The following is a 20,365-nucleotide window of genomic DNA, read 5'->3' as shown; positions in this document are numbered from 1 at the left end:
CCCGAGGCTCCCGTCCGTTTGCCAAGGGCGATCCTATGCAACCCGCACTCGGAACATAGAGAGAACAAGGTTGTACCCCGCCATACTTTGGACTGGGCCTCCAACCCAGCCTCCCTCTTTCGAAGGAGTTGCCGACCCGAACTCGGCTTTCCGGGAGCGATCGGGCTAGTTGCGGATCGCCGCAGGGTGGCGCTGACTTTTCCGACCATCGGCAGAAACACGGCGCGAGCCCGAAATGACCAGCATCGACGTCGCCATTCCGAACTACAATTATGGTCGATACCTGCGGGCATGCATCGAGAGCGTGCTGCGCCAGGACGTCCGGGCGTTGCGGGTCCTCATCATCGACAACGCGTCCACCGACGACAGCTGCGAGGTTGCCCAGCAGCTAGTGGCGGAAGACTCTCGCGTCGCCCTGATCCGCCATCCCAGCAACCTGGGGCACCACGCCTCGTTCAACGAGGCGATCGATTGGGCCGCTTCCGACGCGTTCATGATCCTGTGCGCCGATGATCTGCTGACGGAAGGTTCGTTGGCGCGGGCCCTGTCCGTGCTGCAGCACGAGCCCGCCGTCACATTCGCCTTCGGCGAACTGGCGCCGGGCCAGCCCGCGCCAGGAACGGGCAGATCCGGTACCGCCGAAGCGAACTGGCAGTTCATGCCGGCGACTGAACTTCTGGAGCATTGCTGCCGCAGCGGGTTGTTTCTCGTCCGCAGCTGTTCCGCGGTCGTGCGTACCGAAGCCCAAAAGCGCGCCGGCCACTACTGCACGGCCCTCGATCAGTCGGACGATTTCGAGCTGATCATGCGGCTAACGCTGCAGGGCGGCCTCGTTGCCCGAACCCGTCTGCCGCAACTGTTCATGCGCGACCACGAGGGGGAGCGTTCGGCCGTGGTGCGCCGCGAGCGGCGACTACAGATCCTCGCCTACGAGGCCGCCTTCGAGTGGTTCTTCAGCCATGAGGGCGCAGCTCACCCTCAAGCCCAGCGACTTGCCAGCCTGGCCGCTCGCGGCCTGCTCGGGCGAGCCTACTGGTCCGGCCTGAGCCACCTCTGTCGCGGCGACCTCCGCAACGCCGCCGGCCTGTTCGGCTATGTCGCCGCGCGCTCCTGGTCGGCGACCATGCTGCCGCCCTTCGACTATCTCCCGAACAGGCGGATCGCGACCGGACAGGACGACATTGTCAGCGGCGCGATACGGCGGCTCCTTCCGGCGCGTTGGGTCTAGGATCGGGAGGCCTCGGCATCGGGCAAGTCGCGCTCCGTGGCGACAGGAGCCAGCAGCCCATGATCCCGCAGGCTGCGCGCCGCCGAGGCAATGGCCGCAAACGAAAGATCGGCCCGCTCCGCGATATCGAGCAGCGAGTGGGTGCCATCGGCCAGGTTGAGTGTCCAGAGCAGGGTCAGATTGCTGGGCGCGCCGGCGCCTCCCTGCGTGGCGCGCGCAAACAATCCGTGCCGGGAAAGCATCGGCTCGCCATGCCGGACGAGACTGACGGGACGATGGTCCTGCTCGAGCACGTCGAGGATGCCGCAGATCATCCGGTAGGAGCTGGCGAGATGCTCCGGCCTTACGAAATCGAGGTCGTCGGCCGAGGTGTGGTATTCGGGAAACGTTCCGAACAGGCTGCGCTGGAAGAGCCCGACCGGCAGATTGAAGCCGGGCGAGCCATATTGCCGCTCGTCATAACCGACCGGCGAGAACGGAAGCACGGATGACGTGGCCGCCGCATGGCGCAGCACATGCGCCGCAGCCCGATCGACCAACGCATCGCCCCTCCGGCTTCGTTTGTAGGTCGGCCCGCCGCCGTCGCCGACGCAGGCGACCACGAGACCGTGCCGGATGCGGTCAACCCGCGCCTGGTTGCGCGCCAGCCAGGCGATCGCGCCGAGCGTCCCCGGCGCCCACAGGAAGCGGTAGCTGTACCGCGTGCGCCGCTGCGCCAGCTGGGCGGCCAGAATCGCCAGCAGCGCCGGTCCCGAGCAATTGTCGTTGGCGAGGGAGGGGTGGCAGATATGGCTGGAGAGGAGCACCTCGGACTCGGAGTCGCCGCGATGCAGATATTCGCCATAGCTCAGGCTACCATCGTCGTGGCTTGAATCGATCACCACGTCGTAGCGCCCGTCGGGCAGTGCCATCAGCGCGCGATGCGCCATGCAGAAGCCCCATCCTTCCTCGAAATAGCTCTTCCTGTAGGGAATGACGTCCGGCTGGTCGGGCAGGGTGAAGATGTGCCCACGAAGCGCCGCCAGATCCATGTTGGCGCGGACCGGCACGCTGTAGTTCATCACATGCAGATTGTTCACCCGAAAGTCGACCACCCGCTCGCCGGCCGCGTTGCGGATATAGGCGTCGCGGATCTTCCATTCTTTCGGGATCACCCAGTCGAACACCTGCGTGCCTGTCGGCACCTCGTGCACCGTCAGATCGATCCTTCGGCGCAGCACCTGCAAGCTTTCCCTCAGCCCGTCGCCGGCGAGGCTACGGCAGATCGGAAACAGGTCGCGCACCAGCGCGTGGATGTCATCGCCGATCGCCGCCGGCACCGCCTCGACCAAAGCCGTCGACTCGGTCGACCCGAAGCTGGCGACAACCGTATCCATCAGGATGCCGCCACGACCGAGGCCGGCGAGACCGGCGCCCGGCGGCGCAGGTCCCCGCCCACGACGCCCGCCGCCAGCAGCAGGCGGATCTGGGCGATGCGCTGGTAGCGCGGGCCGTCCACCGCCATCGGATCGTGTCCGGACGAACGATAGGCTGCCTGGAGCTCCGCCGCGCCGCGCCGCGCGTCCCATTGCGGCACGAATTCGGGCAGAATCTGCCGGATCTTCTCGAACGAGACGCGGTAGGACCGCTTGTCGGGCCCCGCGCCGTCCACGAGCTCGAGGCGGCATCCGGGCACGACCGCGGTCACGATCTCCGCCAGGTCCCGGACGCGGTAGTTCTCCATGGTTTGACCGACATTGAAGGCCTGGCCGCGAAGTCGCGCCTCGTCGGCAACGAGCCCGGCCAGGAACGCTCGGGCAATATCCTGCACATGCACCAGCGGCCGCCAGGGCGATCCGTCGGACTGAAGCCGGCACACCCCGCGAGTGACCGCGCCGGCGACGAGGTTGTTGAGCACGACATCGGTACGCAGGCGAGGGGAGACGCCATAGGCCGTCGCCGGCCGAAAGAAGACCGGACAGAAGCGGAGGTCCGCGAGCCGGCCGATGTCGCGCTCCGCCCTCGCCTTGGAGCGGCCATAGGCGGTCAAGGGGTTGAGCACCTCCGCCTCGGAGACAAGGTCGTCGCCGGAACGACCATAATTGCTGCAAGAGGAGGCGAACAGAAAGCGACGCACGCCCGCCATCTTGGCCAGCGTCGCGAGACGGACGCTGGCGAGATGGTTGATCTCGTAGGTCAAGTCCTCGCTCAGATCGCCCAGCGGATCATTCGAAAGGGCCGCGAGATGGATCACCGCGTCGAAGCCGCGCAGATCGTCCACGCCAAGGTCCCGGACGTCCCTCCGGATTTCCGGAACCGGGGCGATCGTCCCGCCGGGCGCGAAGGAGCAGTCGCTGTAGAAATCGGTGTCGCAGCCGGTCACAGCATGACCCGCCGCCAGCAGCATCGGCACCATCACCGTGCCGATATAGCCGCGATGCCCCGTAACAAGCACCTTCATGGCGATCCTCGTCGCGCCCGACCCGCGCGTCCGGCGCCGACCCAGAGGCGCGGCGGACTTCACGAGGGCAGGGCGAGTGCGACTGAGGCTAGGATCGTCGCCTTGCCAAGGCAGCCTGACTATTTGGCGAATCGGCTCATGCTTATTGCGCAGACGCGAAGCGAACCAGCTCGATCTCGGCGGACCGCGATCCATTAGGCGTAGTCACTCAGCCGCATGACGGAACCAACCAGGAACCACACCGAGGATACACTCCCAGGTTGCGTAAACTCATTTGTCAGCCCAACGGAGAAAGTCACCATGGACGACCTGCGGCGGAGGACACTCCGCGGCGGCCTTGCCAAGCTCCTCGGCCAGGGGCTGAGCGTCATCGCTCGGCTCGCCTTCATGGCGGTCCTCGCACGACTGCTCGATCCGAGCGAGTTCGGCCTCGTCGCCATGGCCACGGCCGTCACGGGCATGATGGCGATGCTCGCGTCCGCGGGGCTGTCGACCGCGGTGGTCCAGGCGCGGAGCATCTCCGACACGCAATTGTCGACGTTGTTCTGGATCAACATTCTGATCGGCGCATGGCTCGCGGCAGCCTGCGGCGTCCTGGCTCCCATCCTCGTTTCCTTCTACGGCGAGCCGCGCCTGTTCTGGCTGACCATCCTGCTCGCGCCCGGCTTCCTGCTGAGTGCCGCGAGCGTGCAGCAGCTGGCCATCCTGCAACGCTCCATGCGCTATGGCGCGTTGACGATCATCGAGTTCGTCGGGCAGCTGCTCGGCCTTCTCGCCGGCGTGGTCCTGGCCCTGGCCGGCTATCGCTACTGGGCCCTGGTGGGGGCAAACCTCTTCCTCCAGCTCGGGACCGCCATCGGCCTCTGGATGGCAACCGGCTGGCTGCCCCGATGGCGCTTCGCCTGGCGCGAGGTGATCCCGTTCCTGCGCGTCGGTGGCACCAACACGCTCAACACCATCGTCACCTATCTCGGATTCAACCTCGAGAAGATCCTGATCGGCCGCGTCTGGGGCGCCGAGGCGCTCGGCCACTATGGCCGCGCCTATCAGCTGATCTCGGTGCCGATCGACAATCTCAGCAACGCCGTCGGCAGCGTGGCGTTCTCTGCCCTTTCGCGGTTACAGGATGACCCCGAGCGACTGCGCGCCTATTTCCTCAAGGGCTATGCGCTTCTGGTCTCCCTGTCGCTGCCATTGACGCTGTTTCTCGGCCTCTTCGCCGAGCCGATCTTCCTCGTCCTGTTCGGACCGAAATGGCGGGAGGCAGCGGTCATCTTCCAAATCCTGACGCCCACCTTGCTCGTCTTCAGCCTGACCAATCCGTTCGGCTGGCTGTTGCTCGCGACCGGACGTCAGAACCGATCCTTCAGGATCGCGCTCGTCATGGCCGGTCTGGTCGTCGGCGCCTGCATCGCCGGTCTGCCCCATGGTCCGCGTGGCGTCGCCGCCGCCTATTCGGCCGCCATGATGCTGTGGTTCCTGCCCCATATCGTCTGGAGCGCCCATGGCGGTCCCGTCACGCCGCGCGACATCGTGCCGGCCATCCTCCGGCCGCTCGCCGCGTCCGGCGCCGCGCTTGCCGCAACGCTGCTGGTGGAGCGCCTGGCGGGCGCCCGTCCGGGCCCCATCGGGGAGCTGGTCCAAGGCGGCGGCGTCATGCTTCTGGTCTATGGGGGGATGATGTTCCTGGTGCTGGGGCAGGGGCGTTTCTATCTTGGGCTGATCCGGGGACTGCGGCAGGCCACGCCGATGACCTGACCGCCTCGCCAGCCGGCCTCTGGCCTCAATGCGCCCAAGGCCGCCCCAATGCCGGGGTCCGGTCAGGCGTTGCCCCGGCCCGCGCCAGCCAGTCGCGATAGGTAGCAGCGATACCCTCCCGCAGGCCGATCCGCGGTCGCCAACCCATGGTGAGGATCCGACTGATGTCCATCACCTTTCGCGGCGTGCCGTCCGGCCGCGAAGGATCCAGATCAATGGCGCCGCGATACCCCGTCAACTCCGCGACAAGCTCGGCCAGAGCGCGGATCGAGATCTCCCTGCCGCTGCCGACATTGATGAAGGGCGCCGCCTCATAGCGGCGGAGCAGCAGCACGCAGGCATCGGCGAGATCGTCGACATGCAGGAACTCCCGCGTCGGGGTGCCGGAGCCCCAGATGGCCACGCGGTCGAGCCTGTCCTCCTTCGCCAGGTGAAACCGGCGGACCAGCGCCGCCAGCACATGGGCGGATTCCGGGTCGTAATTGTCGCCGGGCCCGTAGAGATTGGGGGGAACGGCCGAGATGAACCGGCAGCCATGCTCGCGATGATAGCTCTCGGCCAGCTTCAGCCCGGCGATCTTGGCGACCGCATAGGGCTCGTTCGTCGGCTCGAGCGGCCCCGCCAATAGGGCTGCTTCGGCAATCGGCTGCGCCGCCGCGCGGGGATACATGCAGCTTGATCCCAGGAAGAGCAACTTCGCCACGCCGGCGCGGCGGGCGCCCTCGATGATGTTCGTCGCAATCGCCAGATTGTCGTAGAGAAAGCCGGCCGGATGCGAGGCATTCGCCTGGATGCCGCCGACCCGCGCCGCCGCGACGACGATGGCGTCCGGTTCCATCGCATCGATCCACGCCTCGGTCGGCGCCTGTCTCCGGAGGTCGAGTTCGTCGCGCGTGACGGTCAGCACGTCGCAGGGCTCGCGCTGCAGCCGCCGCACGATCGCGGATCCCACCATGCCGCGATGCCCGGCCACCCAGATCCGCTTGCCGGCCAGTGGAAACGTATCGTCCTCAGGCGCTGCGGTCATTTCGGCCAACCTCACGCAAGACGGTCCGAAGGTCCGACTGGACCATCTCGGCGACCAGCTCCGCAAAGGTGACGCGATGGCGCCATCCGAGCTGGGCCCTGGCCTTCGTCGGATCGCCATGCAGGCGTTCGACATCGGTCGGGCGGTAGTAGCGCGGATCGATGGCGATCAGCCGCGCGCCCGATCGCGCGTCCCATCCCACTTCCTCCGCCCCCCGGCCGGACCATTCGATCCCCCGCCCGACTTCTCCGAAGGCCCGCTCGACGAACTCCCGGACCGTGTGCGTCTCGCCCGTCGCGAGCACGAAGTCATCGGCTTCCGCATGCTGCACGATGCGCCACATGCCCTCGACGTAGTCGCGCGCATGGCCCCAGTCCCGTCGCGCCTCGAGATTGCCGAGATGGATCGTCTGCTGCAGGCCGAGCTCGATCGCCGCCACGCCCCGCGTGATCTTGCGGGTGACGAAGGTCTCGCCGCGCAGTGGGCTCTCGTGGTTGAAGAGAATGCCATTCGAGGCGTGCATCCCATACGCCTGCCGATAGTTCACCGTGATCCAGTAGGCGTAGAGCTTGGCCGCCGCGTAGGGGCTGCGCGGCGAAAAGGGCGTCCGCTCGCTCTGCAACCGATCGCCGCTGCCGCCGAAGAGTTCCGAGGTCGAGGCCTGGTAGAACCGGCAACGCTCCTCCAGCCCGGCGATGCGAACGGCCTCGAGCAGGCGCAGCGCGCCCAGCGCGTCGGCGTTCGCCGTGTATTCGGGGGTCTCGAAGCTGACCTGGACATGGCTCTGCGCCCCGAGATTGTAGATCTCGTCCGGCCGCACCTGATGAATGATGCGGCAGAGATTGGTGGCGTCGGTCAGTTCGCCGAAATGGAGATGCAGCCGCGGCTCGGCGCCGTGCGGATCCTCGTAGAGGTGGTCGATCCGCTGGGTATTGAAGGAGGAGGACCGCCGCTTCACGCCATGGACCTCATAGTCCTTGTCCAGCAGGAGTTCGGCGAGATAGGCCCCGTCCTGGCCGGTGACGCCGACAATCAGCGCTCGCTTCCTCGCCATGCTTCACCCATCGCTCTGATCAGCCTGCCGTCTGTTCTAGCGCGAGCAGGGTGAGGCGCCGTCCTGGCAAAAGGATCGATGATGCGGTCGAAGACTAGTTCATCCGAGGGGGCCGCCTGCTTCTCCCCCTCGCGCGATCGACCATTTGAGGCACTGGACTCCCGCTTTTCTCCGCCAGCACAGGCCCCCCCCTCGATCAGGGGAAGGGGCTGGCCGCTTTTGCGCCTTGCCGCGCATGGACAGCCACGGAAGGCTCGCCTGGCTCGCACGGAGGGAATTCATGCGCATCATCCTCGTAAACCGCTACTTCCATCCGGATGAGTCCGCGACCAGCCGCATGGTGTCGAGCCTGGCCTTCGGGCTGGCCGAGCGGGGCATGGCAGTGGAAATCCTCGCCAGCCAGCGGAAGCACGACGCCCCCGCGCCAGGGCTGCGTCGGGACGAGCGTCTCCACGGCGTTCGCATCCGCCGCCTGCCAGCGACCAGGTTTGGTCGCACCAGCCTCGCGGGGAGGGCGGCGGACTATGCCAGCTTCCAGGCCGCCGCCATGCTCTGGTGTCTCGCCCATCTCCGCCGCGACGACATCGTCGTCGCCTGCACCGATCCGCCGCTCCTGTCCGTCAGCATGGCCGCGGCCATCGCGATCCGGGGCGGCCGGCTCGTCAACTGGCTGCACGATGTCTTTCCCGAGGTCGCGGTCGAGCTGGGCGTGCTGCCGCGCGATGGCTACGCCGCCCGCATCACGCGGGCGCTTCGGAACTGGTCGCTGCGCCGCGCCGAGATCAACATCGCGCCCACAGCGGGCATGGCGGCGGGGCTCTCCCAGTCCGGACTGCAGTCCCACGCCGCGCTGACGATCCCCTATTGGTCGGAAGATGGGATCGAGCCTGTTTCGTCCGCCGACAATCCATTGCGGACGGAGTGGGGCCTGCGGGACGCCTTCGTCGTCGGCTATTCCGGCAATTTCGGTCGCGCGCACGAATTCAACACGCTGATCGATGCCGCGACGCACCTGCGCGCCGCCAGCGATATCCGATTCCTGCTGGTCGGCAACGGTTTCGGACGGGCCCGCCTTGAGGCGGAAGTCACGAGACGGGGACTGCAAAACGTCACCTTCCGGCCGCTGCAACCGCGAGAGAGACTGGCCGAAAGCCTGTCCGTGCCCGACCTGCATCTGATTTCGCTGTTGCCTCAGCTCGAGCCCTATGTCGTCCCGAGCAAGCTCTACGGCATCATGGCGGCGGGGCGGCCGGCGATCTTCATCGGAGCCGCGAAAGGCGAAGTGGCGACGGCACTGCGCGAGCATGGTTGCGGCGAGACCGTCCCCATCGGCGCCGGCGTGGAACTGGCGGCGCGCATCCTCGTCCTGCGCGATGACGCCTCCCGACGGAGGGAGATGGGCACCAAGGCGCGTCGCGCCTTCGAGATACGACACCGGCGCGCGCCGGCCATCGACAGGTGGGTCGAGCTCCTGGGGACGCTGGCGAGCCGGGCAGGGGCCCCTTCACAACAGAACGACAGGGTGCCCTATTCGGCGACTTCCGGCGATGCGTCGAACGACTGAGGTTCTTTTCGCGCTCGGCGTGCGAAGCCGGCCCGGACGAAGGTGGCATGCGCCCCGATTGGACCGAGCAGTCCCGCGATCATGATCCCGGCCGGCATATCGGCCAGCGCGCCGACAAGGCCGATGCCACCAAGCAGCGCCGCCAATGCGACCAGCAGGAGCACGGCGCCCATCGGCGAATAGCCCCGATCGATCAGGAGGTGATGCAGATGGCTGCGATCCGCCGCCATCGGGCTGCGACCCGCCAGCGGCCGACGCACCATGAGGCTCAGCGTATCGACGATCGGAATCGCCACGAGCCAGAGCAGGGCGGCAAAGAGCTCCGCCGACGGCGGGGCGACCTCCCCCGCGCTGGCCGACGACAGGCTGAGGATGAGGCCCGCGATCACGCAACCCAGCATCATGCTGCCGGCATCGCCCATGAACACCGACGCGCGCCGCCGCCACGGACTGCGCATGTTGAAGACGAGAAACCCGAACACGACAGCGAGCAGCAAGAGGCTCGCCTGCAGCACGAAGTGATGCTCGAGCAGCATCGCGACGATGGCGATGCCGGCGAGCGCCACGGCCGCCATGCCGCCGGCCAACCCGTCGAGCCCATCCGCCATGTTGAACGCATTGATGCAGCCCATCACGAACAGGAGCGTGAGCGGCAGGACGAACCAGTCGGGCATGGCGAAGACGGCACCGAATGTGGCCAGCATCGGCCCCCCATCTTCCTCCGCCCAGCCATAGCAGAGGGCGAGCGCCACCAGCGCCTGCGCCAGCAGCTTCGTCCAGGGGCGCAGGTCATAGCGATCGTCGAGAACGCCGACGCCAACCAGCAGGCAGAGCGCCGCGATCAGCCACCCTGCCTCGGCGATCGCCCAGGACGCATGGCTGGCCCAGCCGGCGAGCATGGTCGAATAGACCAGAAACATGGCCAGGCCACCGCTGACCGGCACCAGGCCCCTGTGCACCTTGCGCGCCGTCGGCTGGTCGACGAGGCCGAGAGCCGGGGCGAGGCGCCGAAGTGCCTCCACCATGGCCACGGAAAGCAGAAAGGCGACGGCAAGTGCCGGCATGTCGATCGGCATGGTTCGGTCCCCGCTTCTCGGGTCGCTGGGTGACCGCGAGGGGCATGGGATCGGGCGGGTTTCGCGGTTGCCGAACGATAGAGCGCGAGTGCGAGGTGGTATGATTCAGTAAAACTGGCGGGTCTCAAGCCGAGCCTAAGCCGATCGTGTCGTCGTCGTCGCCTTTTGGCGGAAGCGAGAAATCCGTCGAGCCGCGAAGCACCCGACTGGCGCCCTTGTGCAAAGACTTGCAGAGTTGACGCAAGGGGAAGTGCGGCGCCGAGTGGGCGCGTGTTGATATCCGCCGACAGGGGAGAAGCCACCATGCCGTTCGTCAACATCCGCATCGTCAAGGAAGTCATCGCAAGCGACCCGGAAGGCAAGAAGGCCGGGATCGCCGCCAAGGTCACCGACGCGATCAAGGAGGCGACAGGACTAAGCGACGAAGACGTCTGGGTGGTGTTCGAGGAGGTCAACGCGCGCGACTGGTATCTCGGCCCGACCAACGTCGAAACGCGGCGCAGGGAATAGAGGACGACCAGGGCGTGACGACGCGCCGCGAAGGCGCGCCGCCCCGGATTGGAGGCGTCAGACGCCGGTCGCCCGCGCCGCGTCGATCACGCGCTCGAACGCCGGCACTTCCTCGGGCGAAAGCGCACCGAACACCAGATGGCAGCGGAAGGTCTCGCCCGTCGCCAGGCGCAGGACATTGCCCTTCGCCTTTTCCGCGAGATAGCCATCCGCTTCGGCCGTCGCCGGCAGGACGAGGCCGAAGGCCTCCTGGTCGGCGTTCCGGACCATCCAGCGGATGGCGTGGCCGAGTTCGTCGGGCCGGTAGCTGATGAAATCCGCCGATCCGTCCTGCAGAACCTGCAGGGCGTGCGACCAGCCGGCGGGATCCGCGGCGACGTCCATGGCCATGACGAGCTCGGGCTCGACCTGCTGGGCGCCATCGAGGCGCTTGTGCAGGCCGGGATCGGCGAGCGCCGCCTTGCGCAGCCGCTTGTACTCCTCCGTGAGCGTCTCCTCGGGCGGCAGCAGCGAACGGATCCGATATCCGTTTGCCTCGTCGGCGACGGTATCGACGATCCGGCCATCCGGCACGTAGCGGAAGTTCACATGGGCGAGGTACATGAGATCCATCGGCGCCCCCATGAGGTTCCGGATCTCCATCTCCAGGTGGATGCGCGTGCTGCCGTCATGCAGACGGACGGTCGGGGTGGCCACGTAGTTGTGGGTGAAGGCGACTGCGTGCCGATAGCGGCCGGACAGCCCCATGAACGGGCCGTTCTCGTCCTCACCGATCAGCAGTTCGGCGCTGTGATAGGTGGCATTGGGCAGCTCGCCATGCGGCGGGTGGGTGTCGGCAGGGCTCGGATTGCCCATCGCCGTCGCGCCACAATGCAGAAAGAAGCCGCCATAGGTGCCGAGATAGGACTGCGTCGGCTCCGGCTCGTCGAACATGGAGCGCATCGTCAGCCGCCGGCCATGGAAGGTGGCGTCCCAGATCTGCTGTCCTTGGAACGGCAGGAGCTCCACGCTTCCCACGCCGTTGTCGATGCGCAGGCCGGCCACGCCGGTGCTGTAGCGAAACGTCGATGCCGTCAGGCCGGCATAGGACGCAAGCACCGTCTCAGCCCGCGTGAAATGCTCCGGCAGCAGCGTGATTTTCGCAATCTCAGATATCATGTCGAAATCCCCCGGCGCGATGATCGCGCCCTCCGGCCGAGGAGATTAGCGCCCCGCGCCGCGCTGTGAACCGTCTTCCGATGCCCTGCGGAGAAAACGCTGTGGGTCGCGCCGGCGCGCTGACGCACCGCATTCTTCTGGCAGGACCGATCCTCTACGATTTCGCCGCAACAGAGGGAACCGCCGGGCCGTGGCCGAAATCGTCAAGCGCACGTTCATCGAATTCAAGGATCAGATCGTCGAGAAGACCGAATGGGATGCCCGCGAGAACCCGCCAGAGGCGCGCGGCTGGACATCCTATTGCTTCTTCCTCGAGGGGCAGCACCGCGAGGATGTCGAAAGAGCGATCCGCGCCAAGATCAACCGCACCTTCGTGCAGGTCGTGCAATCGACCCAGCCAGCCGGCGTCTGGGTCCGCGGCGCCCGCTACGAGCTCGAGGCGGTGCTGGAAGCGATCGGTTCCGGCGCGCCCACGGCGACACGGTGATCGACGGGAACGCCCCACAGGTTCACGCAGAATTCGACGTTGCCCTATACAGATTTGACGCGACTTGATCGATACTCGACCAAAGCGGAGGAGTTGTCTTGTCAGAATCGAACATCCCACCTGAGGGGCCGGTGCCCGCAAGGGAGCCTCGGTTGCTCGGAATTTCGGGATCGTCGCGCTCGGGGATAATCGCCCCGCTTTCGGCGGCGCGCTGGCTTCTGATCCTGATCGCGGTCGCGGGCGTCTACTTCTTTCACAGCTTCCTGGTGCCGGTTCTCGCGGCGCTGGTGATCGCCTTCGCCGGCTGGCCGATCTACCGGCGAATCGTCGATTTCGTCGGCGGCAACCGCACGGCCGCGGCGACGCTGGCGCTGGTGCTGTTCACCCTCTTCCTGATCGCGCCGATCGCCATCGCCGCGACCTATGCCTTCGATGAGATTCGGCAGCTGCTCGGGTGGGCGATCCAGACCAATCGCTTCGGCGCGGACGTGCCTGCCTGGATGGCAGCCCTGCCGGGCATCGGCGAATGGGTGTCGAGCCGCTGGGCCGAATATGTCGGTCGTCCCGGGGCGATCGGCGAGATGATCTATGCCGTCTCCGGCGCCAATATCGGCAACATCTATCGCGCCGTGCTCGCCGCCGGCGGCGGCCTGTTCGGGCTGCTGCTGACGCTGGTCTTCATGCTGATCACGCTGTTCTTCGTCTTCCGCGACGGCGAGAATTTCGTCGCCAAGGTCGACCTGATCGGCGAGCGCATCGTGCCGATGCGCTGGGAACGCATTTCGCGCGTGGTGCCCGCCACCATCAGTTCCACCGTCACGGGCATGACGCTGATCGCGATCGGCGAGGGCATCGTCCTCGGCGTGGCCTACTGGATCGCCGGCGCACCGTCTCCGGTGACGCTCGGCGTGCTCACCGGCATGATGGCGCTCATTCCCGGCGGCGCGCCTCTGTCGATGACGCTCGTCTCGCTCTATCTCGTTGCCAGCGGCTCGATCTTCGCCGGTGTCGCGCTCTTCATCTGGGGCACGGTCGAGCTGTTCATCGTCGACAAGACGCTGCGGCCGAAGCTTGTCGGCGGCCCGATCAAGCTACCCTTCCTGCCGACCATCTTCGGCCTCGTCGGCGGCGTGAAGACGCTCGGCTTCCTCGGCCTGTTCATCGGCCCGGTGCTGATGGCACTGATCGTGGCCATCTGGCGCGAATGGATCCGCGACATCGAGGGCGAAGAACCGCCGCGCGCGGAGGCGCCCACGGCGATCGCCGCGCCGCCGGCGGCAACGCCCCGCATCGCGGAACCGTCGCCGCCGGGTGCTGCGACCTATCCGGCTGGCGAGGAGACAGCGCTCCGCGACCAGCCGAAGCGGGCCGTCTAGAGCTTGACCATCCGCAGCCGCAGCGCATTGACGATGACGCTGAACGACGACAGCGCCATCGCGGCGGCGGCGATCACCGGCGAGAGCAGCAGGCCCGTCGCCGGGTAGAGCACGCCGGCGGCGACCGGTATGCCGGCGGCGTTATAGACGAAGGCGAAGAACAGGTTCTGGCGGATGTTGCCCATGGTGGCGTGGCTGAGGGCGCGCGCCTGGGCGATTCCGGTCAGGTCTCCGCGCAGCAGCGTCACGCCGGCGCTCTCCATGGCGACATCGGTTCCGGTTCCCATGGCGATGCCGACATCGGCGGCGGCCAGGGCCGGCGCGTCGTTGACGCCGTCGCCAGCCATGCCGACGACCTTTCCATCGGCGCGGAAGGCGGCGACGATCTTGCCCTTGTCCTCCGGCAGCACGTCGGCCTTGACCTCGTCAATGCCAAGCTTGCGCGCCACGGCCTCGGCGGTGGTGCGATTGTCGCCCGTCAGCATGACGATGCGGATGCCCGCCTCGTGCAGGGCGCGGATCGCGTCCGGCGTCGTCGCCTTGATCGGGTCGGCGATCGCCAGAATGCCTGCCGCCCGCCGATCGATGGCCACCAGAATGGCCGTCGCGCCATCGCCGCGCAGGCGGTCCGCCTCGGCCTCGATCGCCGCCATGTCGATGCCGAGCTCCGAAAGGTAGCGCGCATTGCCCAGCGCGACGTCACGCCCGTCGATCCGGCCGATGACGCCCTTGCCGGTCGGCGAATCGAAGTCCTCGACGGTGGCGAGCTTCAGTCCGCGCTCGGCGGCCGCGTCGACGATGGCATCGGCCAGCGGATGCTCGCTCGCCTGTTCCAGGCTGGCGGAAAGACGCAGCAACTCGTCCGCGCCGAATCCGTTGACCGGCTGGATCGCCGTGACGCGCGGCTTGCCCTCTGTGAGGGTGCCGGTCTTGTCGACGACGAGCACGTCCATCTTCTCCATGCGCTCGAGCGCCTCGGCATTCTTGATCAGGATGCCGGTGCGCGCGGCGCGGCCGACGCCCACCATGATCGACATCGGCGTCGCAAGGCCGAGCGCACAGGGACAGGCGATGATCAGCACGCTCACCGCCGCGATCAGGCCATAGGCCATGGCGGGTGAGGGGCCCCATACCGCCCAGGCGATGAAGGCCGCGACCGCGACGAGCACGACCAGCGGCACGAACCAGGCCGACACCTGGTCGACGAGGCGCTGGATCGGCGCCCGCGAGCGCTGCGCCTCGGCCACCATCGCGACGATCTGGGCCAGCATCGAATCGGCGCCGATCTTCTCGGCCCGCATGATGAAGGAACCCTGGCCGTTCAGCGTGCCGCCGATCACCTTGGCGCCGGCAACCTTGGCGACGGCCAGCGGTTCGCCGGTCACCATCGATTCATCGACATTCGAGCGGCCTTCCAGAACCTCACCGTCGAGCGGAACCTTGTCGCCAGGGCGAACGCGCAGTTTGTCGCCAACCTTGACCGCGTCGAGTTCGACATCGGCCTCCTGGCCGTCCTCCTCGATCCGCCGCGCGGTGGCGGGCGCGAGTTCGAGCAGCGCCCGGATCGCGCCGGAGGTCTGCTCGCGGGCCCTGAGCTCCAGCACCTGGCCGAGCAGGACCAGCACTGTGATGACCGCGGCGGCCTCGAAATAGACGGCGACCGAGCCGTCATGGCCCCGGAAATCGGCTGGAAATACGCTCGGCATCAGGGTCGCGACGATGCTGTAGAGCCAAGCGATCCCGGTGCCCATCGCGATCAGCGTGAACATGTTCAGCGAACGATTGACGAGCGACTGCCATCCGCGAACGAAGAAGGGCCAGCCCGCCCAGAGCACGACCGGTGTCGCAAGCAGCAGTTGGATCCAGTTCGAGGCCTGGCTGCCGATGAGATGGCCGATATTGAAGATGTGTCCGCCCATCTCGAGCAGGAAGACGGGAACGGCGAGCGCCAGGCCGACCCAGAACCGGCGCGTCATGTCGCGCAGCTCCTCGCTCGGCCCCTGGTCTGCCGTCGCCACCACCGGCTCCAGCGCCATGCCGCAGATGGGGCAGCTTCCCGGCCCGACCTGGCGGATCTGCGGATGCATCGGGCAGGTGTAGATCGTGCCTTCCGGCTCGCTCGTGGCAAGCGGCTTGCCGCCATCGGCGACATAGCGTTCGGGATCGGCCTGGAACTTGGTGCGGCACCCCTCCGAGCAGAACACGTAATCGGCGCCGTGATAATGCACGCGCTGGCTGGCCGTGGTCGGATCGACCATCATGCCGCAGACGGGATCCTTCACCTTGCCCTGCTGGGGATGATCACCATGGCCGTGGACGTGGCCGGCGTGCTCGTGCTGATGGCCGCCATGGCCCGAGGCCGCGCCAGCGCCGCCCGGTTGCTCATGAACCCTAGAATCCGCGATCATGTTCCGCCTCCATTGCGAGTCGAGCGCCAACGGTAGGGGTTGCCATGATGGCAAGGTCAAGCCGCTTCCGCACGGCGAGACAACCGATGTCGCGACGGGAGGTTCCGGCCGCTTTACGGCGTATTTTCAGGCTTGTGCCAGGGGCTCGTCCATCAGCCGAGCAGGCCGAAGCCCGCGCAGGCTGTTGCCGACATACCAGCGCTCGGCGGCGCTCAGATCCGCGAGCGTCAGCTGCTGCTCGATCGCCGCGCCGCTGGCGATCAGGCTCTGCCGCAGGATGCCGGGGAGCAGGCCGTCGCTGATCGGCGGCGTCAGCAGAATGCCGTCGCGCTCGACGAACACGTTGCTGCGCGTCGCCTCGGTGACATGGCCGTCGCGGTTGAGCAGGATCGCCTCGTCGGCGCCGTGTCCCGTCGCCTCGGTGAAGGCGGTCTCGTACAGCGCCCGCCGCGTCGTCTTGTGGCGAAGGAACGGATCGCCGGCATCCGCCCGGAGGCTGGCCACGGTAACGACCACCGGCCGGTCCGGCTCGGCGGCAAGGCGCGGCGCGACGATCTCAAGGCTGCCGTCGCGGCGCAATTCCAGACGCACCCGGTGCGGAGCGCCGTCATCCAGTGTCGCCCCAAGGGCTTCGAGGCGCGCCGCCGCCGCGTCGCGGTCGAAAGCGAAACCGAGCGCCAGCGCGGAGCGGGCCAGGCGATCGAGATGCAGTTCCAGCCGCGCGAAACCCATCTCGGGCGACCAGAGCAGCGTCTCGATCAGTCCGTAGTCCTCAGCGAGATCCGTCAACACGCGCGCCTTCAGCAGACATTCGTCATATTCGGCGGCCGGCTTCGAATCCGCCACGATGCCGCCGCCGACACCGTAGCGGCCCGTTCCGTCCGGAAACAGCGTCGCGGTGCGGATCGCGACGTTGAAGCGGAGGTCGCCATTCGGGCGTATCGCGCCGATGGCGCCGGTGTAGACGTCGCGCGGCAGAGCCTCCAACTCGCGGATGATCTCCATGGCGCGAAGCTTCGGCGCGCCGGTGATCGATCCGCACGGAAACACCGCGCCGAGCAGCTGAGCGAGCGACGTGCCCGGAACAAGACGGGACGTGACCGTCGAGGTGAGGGTGTGCAGGGTCGGATAGGTCTCGACCTTGAAAAGCTCGGGAACCCGGACGGACCCGACCTCACTGATGCGAGAGAGATCATTGCGCAGGAGATCGACGATCATCAGGTTTTCGGCGCGCTGTTTCGGATCCGCCGTCAGCTCCGCCATGGCCGCACGATCGGCCTCGGCCGTCTCGCCACGCATCACCGTGCCCTTCATGGGGCGCGTTGTGACGACGCCGTCGGAGATCTCCAGGAAGAGCTCGGGCGAAACGGAAAGGATCGTCGCATCGCCGAAATCGACGACACCGCCATGCGCGACGGGCTGCCCCGCGCGCAGCGCCGCGTAGAGCGAAAGCGGGTCGCCGCGATACTGGAAATCTACCGGGAAGGTCAGGTTGATCTGGTAGGCGTCCCCGTCGCGCAGATAATCGAGGACGCGCTCGACATGCCTTCCATGCTCCGTAGCGTCGAGCGCCGGCCTGACGGCTTCGAGCGGTGCGGGCGGCGCCAGCGCGCCGAAATAGGCGTCGAGCGTCGCCGCGTCGATCCGTTCGGGCGCGGGGAACAGGCCGAACCACAGGAGGGGCAGGGCGCGCCCCGCGGGCAGCAGTCCAACCAGCCGTTCATTCAGAGCATAGCCGAGTTCATAGCTCGCGAATCCGGCCGCGTGCAGGCCACGCGCCAGCCCGGCCTCGATCCTCGCTAGAGCGGCCGCCACGTCCTCGGCACGCTCGCAACGCACGATCTCGACGGGATCGACATAAAGCAGCGCCTCACCCTGCGCGTCGAGGCGGTCCTCCAGAAGGACAAAGGGACGGACCGAAGCGAGGGGCAGGGCAGGAGGCATGAGGGCGACGGTCCGAGGTCTGGGATCACCGCCGCTCCGGCAACCAACGCGATGCCCACGGCGCCGACGGCGGACTAGGGGCCGACGATCTCTCCGATGTTTCCATGGGCATTTCAAGTCGTTGGCACGGTGCCGGTGCGAGCGACAGAGATGCGCGGCCGATCAGGAGGTGGGTGCGAAACCGGGCCAGTAGAAGGCGTCGCCGGTCGGCCGGGCGCCGAAGATGGCCTGGCCGACTCGGACGACGTTCGCGCCCTCCTCGATCGCGACCTCGAAATCGCCCGACATGCCCATCGACAACTGCGTCAGGCCGGGATGAACGGCGACCGCGCGATCCCGCAGGTCGCGCAGGAGCCGGAAGCAGGCACGCACGCGTTCCATGTCGCTGCTGAAGATCGCGAGCGTCATGAGACCGCGCGGCTTGAGCCGCGGGTATTCGGACAGCCGCTCGACGAACGGCAGGAGCTCGTCGGGCTGCAGGCCATATTTGCTCTCCTCGGCGGAGGTGTTCACCTGGACGAAGACGTCGAGATCGCGCCCCTCCGTCTCGAGCCGGCGGTTCAGCTCCTCGGCCAGCCGGAAGCTGTCCAAGGCGTGAAACTCACGGGCGAAGCGGACGAGATACTTCACCTTGTTCGTCTGCAGGTGACCGATGATGCACCAGTGGATCTCCAGGTCCTCCAGGACGGCCCGCTTGTCGCGCGCCTCCTGGAGCTTGTTCTCCCCGAAATCGGAGATACCGGCGGCATAGGCGAGCCGCAGGATATGGGCCGGAACCGTCTTGGTGACGGGCATCAGGCGGACGTCATCGAGCGTCCGCCCCGAGCGCCTGCAGGCCTCTGCGATACGCTCGTGAACACCCCTCAGGTTAGCGGCGAAGGCCGTCGCCGGATCTTCGCCAAACCGCGCGACATCCGCCGCCGAAAGCTCCGTCGTCAAGGATTGGCTCATGTCGAATCCGCCTCAGGCTTTGGTTCAATAGGGTAGCGGGAAGCGCGCCACCAACTGCCGCACCCGCGCATTGATCTGCGGCCGCTCCGCCTCGAGCGTGCCGCCACGGACGGAGCCCAATGTCTCCAGCATCAGCCGGGCGATCTCGCGATATTCGGCGGCCCCGAAGCCGCGCGATGTCCCGGCCGCGGACCCGACGCGAATTCCCGACGTCATCATGGGCGGCTCGGGGTCGTTCGGGATCGCGTTCTTGTTCAGCGTGATCCCCACCGTTTCCAGCGCCTTCTCCGCGACATTCCCCGTGATGCCGAAGGGGCGAAGATCCACCACCGCCAGATGGCAATCCGTGCCATCCGACGTGATCTTCAGGCCGCCCCCGGCGAGGGCCTGCGCGAGGACGCGGCAGTTCTCGACGACAGCCCGCGCATAGACCGCGAACGACGGCTGCAGCGCTTCGCCGAACGCGACCGCCTTCGCGGCGATGACATGCATGAGCGGACCGCCCTGAAGCCCGGGAAAGGTCGCCGAATTGATCTTCTTCGCCACGGCGGCGTCGTTGGTCAGCACGAAGCCGCCGCGCGGCCCGCGCAAGGTCTTGTGCGTCGTCGAGGTGACCACGTCGGCGAACGGCACGGGCGACGGGTAGACGCCGCCGGCGACGAGCCCGGCGAAATGGGCCATGTCGACCATCAGGATGGCGCCCACTTCATCGGCGATCTCCCGGAAACGGGCAAAATCGAGCGTGCGCGGATAGGCGGAGCCACCGGCGATCAGAAGCTTCGGCCGATGCCGCCGCGCCTGCTGCGCCACCTCGTCCATGTCGATCCGATGGGTATGCGGATCAACGCCGTAGCTGACGACGTTGAACCAGCGCCCGGAGAGATTGACGGGCGCGCCATGGGTCAGATGTCCGCCGGCCCGGAGGTCGAGGCCGAGAATCGTGTCGCCCGGCTGGAGCAGCGCCAGGAAGGCCGCCTGGTTGGCTTGGCTGCCGGAATGCGGCTGGACATTGGCATGGGCGCTGCCGAACAGCTGCTTCACGCGCTCGATCGCCAAATCCTCGACGACATCGACATAGGCGCATCCGCCATAGTAGCGGCGATGCGGATAGCCCTCGGCATATTTGTTGGTAAGCACCGAGCCCTGCGCATCGAGCACGGCCTGGCTGGCGAAATTCTCCGAGGCGATCAGTTCGATGGAGTCGCGCTGGCGGACCCGCTCGAGGCCGATCGCGCGGGCTACCGCCTCGTCGGCAATATCCAGGCCGGCGGCACTCACGCCCGCGCGACCCACCCTCTGCGACCCTAGCGGCGCGACCGACAAGTCCATCGCGGAACTCCTTGAAAGCACTGACACGTTGAAAATGGCCGCCCGGACAGGCGCG

16 protein-coding genes are annotated in these 20,365 nt (G+C 67.2%); 6 read left to right on the top strand and 10 right to left on the bottom strand.

Annotation, left to right across the window (positions count from 1 at the left end; genetic code table 11):
• The first annotated feature begins 235 nt into the window (after positions 1 to 235).
• The gene (locus G539_RS23390; protein ID WP_051231016.1) at positions 236 to 1,228 is read left to right on the top strand and encodes a glycosyltransferase family 2 protein; all 993 of its coding nucleotides are present in this window, start codon (positions 236 to 238) and stop codon (positions 1,226 to 1,228) included.
• On the opposite strand, the gene G539_RS23385 is transcribed toward G539_RS23390, so the two are convergent.
• Together G539_RS23385 and G539_RS0101915 are read right to left on the bottom strand one after the other, a co-directional pair.
• Positions 1,225 to 2,604, bottom strand: coding sequence for a DUF4910 domain-containing protein (locus G539_RS23385; RefSeq protein ID WP_035829839.1), 1,380 nt, complete (start codon positions 2,602 to 2,604; stop codon positions 1,225 to 1,227). The genes G539_RS23390 and G539_RS23385 overlap by 4 nt on opposite strands.
• A complete protein-coding gene (locus tag G539_RS0101915) occupies positions 2,604 to 3,668 on the bottom strand; it encodes an NAD-dependent epimerase/dehydratase family protein (RefSeq protein ID WP_029073699.1) in 1,065 nt (354 codons plus the stop codon). The genes G539_RS23385 and G539_RS0101915 overlap by 1 nt, the downstream gene beginning before the upstream one ends.
• A 300-nt stretch (positions 3,669 to 3,968) precedes the next feature.
• On the opposite strand from G539_RS0101915, the gene G539_RS0101910 reads away from it, so the two are divergent.
• Positions 3,969 to 5,426, top strand: a complete 1,458-nt coding sequence (locus G539_RS0101910; RefSeq protein WP_029073698.1) for a lipopolysaccharide biosynthesis protein — start codon at positions 3,969 to 3,971, stop codon at positions 5,424 to 5,426.
• A gap of 25 nt (positions 5,427 to 5,451) precedes the next feature.
• Here the strand turns inward: G539_RS0101910 and G539_RS23380 are convergent, their stop codons facing one another.
• On the bottom strand, positions 5,452 to 6,453 hold the full coding sequence (locus tag G539_RS23380) for a GDP-L-fucose synthase family protein (protein ID WP_051231015.1): 1,002 nt from the start codon (positions 6,451 to 6,453) through the stop codon (positions 5,452 to 5,454).
• On the bottom strand, positions 6,437 to 7,507 hold the full coding sequence (gene gmd / locus G539_RS0101900) for a GDP-mannose 4,6-dehydratase (RefSeq protein WP_029073697.1): 1,071 nt from the start codon (positions 7,505 to 7,507) through the stop codon (positions 6,437 to 6,439). The genes G539_RS23380 and gmd overlap by 17 nt, the downstream gene beginning before the upstream one ends.
• 280 nt (positions 7,508 to 7,787) lie before the next feature.
• On the opposite strand from gmd, the gene G539_RS23375 reads away from it, so the two are divergent.
• Positions 7,788 to 9,071: a glycosyltransferase family 4 protein gene (locus G539_RS23375; protein WP_051231014.1), complete on the top strand. Its 1,284-nt coding sequence runs from the start codon at positions 7,788 to 7,790 to the stop codon at positions 9,069 to 9,071.
• Here G539_RS23375 and G539_RS23370 read toward each other — a convergent pair.
• Positions 9,035 to 10,147, bottom strand: a complete 1,113-nt coding sequence (locus G539_RS23370) for an MraY family glycosyltransferase (protein ID WP_051231013.1) — start codon at positions 10,145 to 10,147, stop codon at positions 9,035 to 9,037. The genes G539_RS23375 and G539_RS23370 overlap by 37 nt on opposite strands.
• Before the next feature lie 303 nt (positions 10,148 to 10,450).
• Here G539_RS23370 and G539_RS0101885 point away from each other — a divergent pair, with 303 nt between their 5' ends.
• Positions 10,451 to 10,657, top strand: coding sequence for a tautomerase family protein (locus G539_RS0101885; RefSeq protein WP_029073696.1), 207 nt, complete (start codon positions 10,451 to 10,453; stop codon positions 10,655 to 10,657).
• Between the two features lie 57 nt (positions 10,658 to 10,714).
• Here the strand turns inward: G539_RS0101885 and G539_RS23365 are convergent, their stop codons facing one another.
• The gene (locus G539_RS23365; RefSeq protein ID WP_051231012.1) at positions 10,715 to 11,815 is read right to left on the bottom strand and encodes a DUF4432 family protein; all 1,101 of its coding nucleotides are present in this window, start codon (positions 11,813 to 11,815) and stop codon (positions 10,715 to 10,717) included.
• Between the two features lie 190 nt (positions 11,816 to 12,005).
• On the opposite strand from G539_RS23365, the gene G539_RS0101875 reads away from it, so the two are divergent.
• Together G539_RS0101875 and G539_RS23360 are read left to right on the top strand one after the other, a co-directional pair.
• Complete coding sequence (locus G539_RS0101875) at positions 12,006 to 12,302, top strand: hypothetical protein (RefSeq protein ID WP_029073695.1); 297 nt, start codon at positions 12,006 to 12,008, stop codon at positions 12,300 to 12,302.
• Between the two features lie 152 nt (positions 12,303 to 12,454).
• Positions 12,455 to 13,678, top strand: a complete 1,224-nt coding sequence (locus tag G539_RS23360; RefSeq protein WP_245576778.1) for an AI-2E family transporter — start codon at positions 12,455 to 12,457, stop codon at positions 13,676 to 13,678.
• Here G539_RS23360 and G539_RS0101865 read toward each other — a convergent pair.
• From G539_RS0101865 to glyA, 4 genes are all read right to left on the bottom strand, one after another.
• Positions 13,675 to 16,086: a heavy metal translocating P-type ATPase gene (locus G539_RS0101865; protein ID WP_029073694.1), complete on the bottom strand. Its 2,412-nt coding sequence runs from the start codon at positions 16,084 to 16,086 to the stop codon at positions 13,675 to 13,677. The two genes, G539_RS23360 and G539_RS0101865, sit on opposite strands and share 4 nt — an antisense overlap.
• Positions 16,087 to 16,212: 126 nt before the next feature.
• The gene (locus G539_RS0101860; protein WP_029073693.1) at positions 16,213 to 18,030 is read right to left on the bottom strand and encodes an aminodeoxychorismate synthase component I; all 1,818 of its coding nucleotides are present in this window, start codon (positions 18,028 to 18,030) and stop codon (positions 16,213 to 16,215) included.
• Positions 18,031 to 18,192: 162 nt separating this feature from the next.
• Positions 18,193 to 18,981 carry a YggS family pyridoxal phosphate-dependent enzyme gene (locus tag G539_RS0101855; protein ID WP_029073692.1) on the bottom strand — a complete coding sequence of 263 codons (789 nt, stop codon included), beginning with the start codon at positions 18,979 to 18,981 and terminating at the stop codon, positions 18,193 to 18,195.
• 24 nt (positions 18,982 to 19,005) lie between these two features.
• Positions 19,006 to 20,310 (bottom strand): serine hydroxymethyltransferase, encoded by a 1,305-nt coding sequence (glyA, locus tag G539_RS0101850; protein WP_029073691.1) that lies wholly within the window; start codon positions 20,308 to 20,310, stop codon positions 19,006 to 19,008.
• Between the last annotated feature and the right edge of the window lie 55 nt (positions 20,311 to 20,365).

Source organism: Kaistia adipata DSM 17808 (assembly GCF_000423225.1).
In the GTDB taxonomy this organism is placed as follows: Bacteria; Pseudomonadota; Alphaproteobacteria; order Rhizobiales; family Kaistiaceae; genus Kaistia; species Kaistia adipata.
This window is presented reverse-complemented; position numbering and strand designations above follow the sequence as displayed.

Bases quoted from the DNA above. Each gene is read 5' to 3' on its own strand.
- G539_RS23390 (WP_051231016.1), top strand. From the start codon at position 236: ATGACCAGCATCGACGTCGCCATTCCGAACTACAATTATGGTCGATAC.
- G539_RS23385 (WP_035829839.1), bottom strand. From the start codon at position 2,604: ATGGATACGGTTGTCGCCAGCTTCGGGTCGACCGAGTCGACGGCTTTG.
- G539_RS0101915 (WP_029073699.1), bottom strand. From the start codon at position 3,668: ATGAAGGTGCTTGTTACGGGGCATCGCGGCTATATCGGCACGGTGATG.
- G539_RS0101910 (WP_029073698.1), top strand. From the start codon at position 3,969: ATGGACGACCTGCGGCGGAGGACACTCCGCGGCGGCCTTGCCAAGCTC.
- G539_RS23380 (WP_051231015.1), bottom strand. From the start codon at position 6,453: ATGACCGCAGCGCCTGAGGACGATACGTTTCCACTGGCCGGCAAGCGG.
- gmd (WP_029073697.1), bottom strand. From the start codon at position 7,507: ATGGCGAGGAAGCGAGCGCTGATTGTCGGCGTCACCGGCCAGGACGGG.
- G539_RS23375 (WP_051231014.1), top strand. From the start codon at position 7,788: ATGCGCATCATCCTCGTAAACCGCTACTTCCATCCGGATGAGTCCGCG.
- G539_RS23370 (WP_051231013.1), bottom strand. From the start codon at position 10,147: ATGCCGATCGACATGCCGGCACTTGCCGTCGCCTTTCTGCTTTCCGTG.
- G539_RS0101885 (WP_029073696.1), top strand. From the start codon at position 10,451: ATGCCGTTCGTCAACATCCGCATCGTCAAGGAAGTCATCGCAAGCGAC.
- G539_RS23365 (WP_051231012.1), bottom strand. From the start codon at position 11,815: ATGATATCTGAGATTGCGAAAATCACGCTGCTGCCGGAGCATTTCACG.
- G539_RS0101865 (WP_029073694.1), bottom strand. From the start codon at position 16,086: ATGATCGCGGATTCTAGGGTTCATGAGCAACCGGGCGGCGCTGGCGCG.
- G539_RS0101860 (WP_029073693.1), bottom strand. From the start codon at position 18,030: ATGCCTCCTGCCCTGCCCCTCGCTTCGGTCCGTCCCTTTGTCCTTCTG.
- G539_RS0101855 (WP_029073692.1), bottom strand. From the start codon at position 18,981: ATGAGCCAATCCTTGACGACGGAGCTTTCGGCGGCGGATGTCGCGCGG.
- glyA (WP_029073691.1), bottom strand. From the start codon at position 20,310: ATGGACTTGTCGGTCGCGCCGCTAGGGTCGCAGAGGGTGGGTCGCGCG.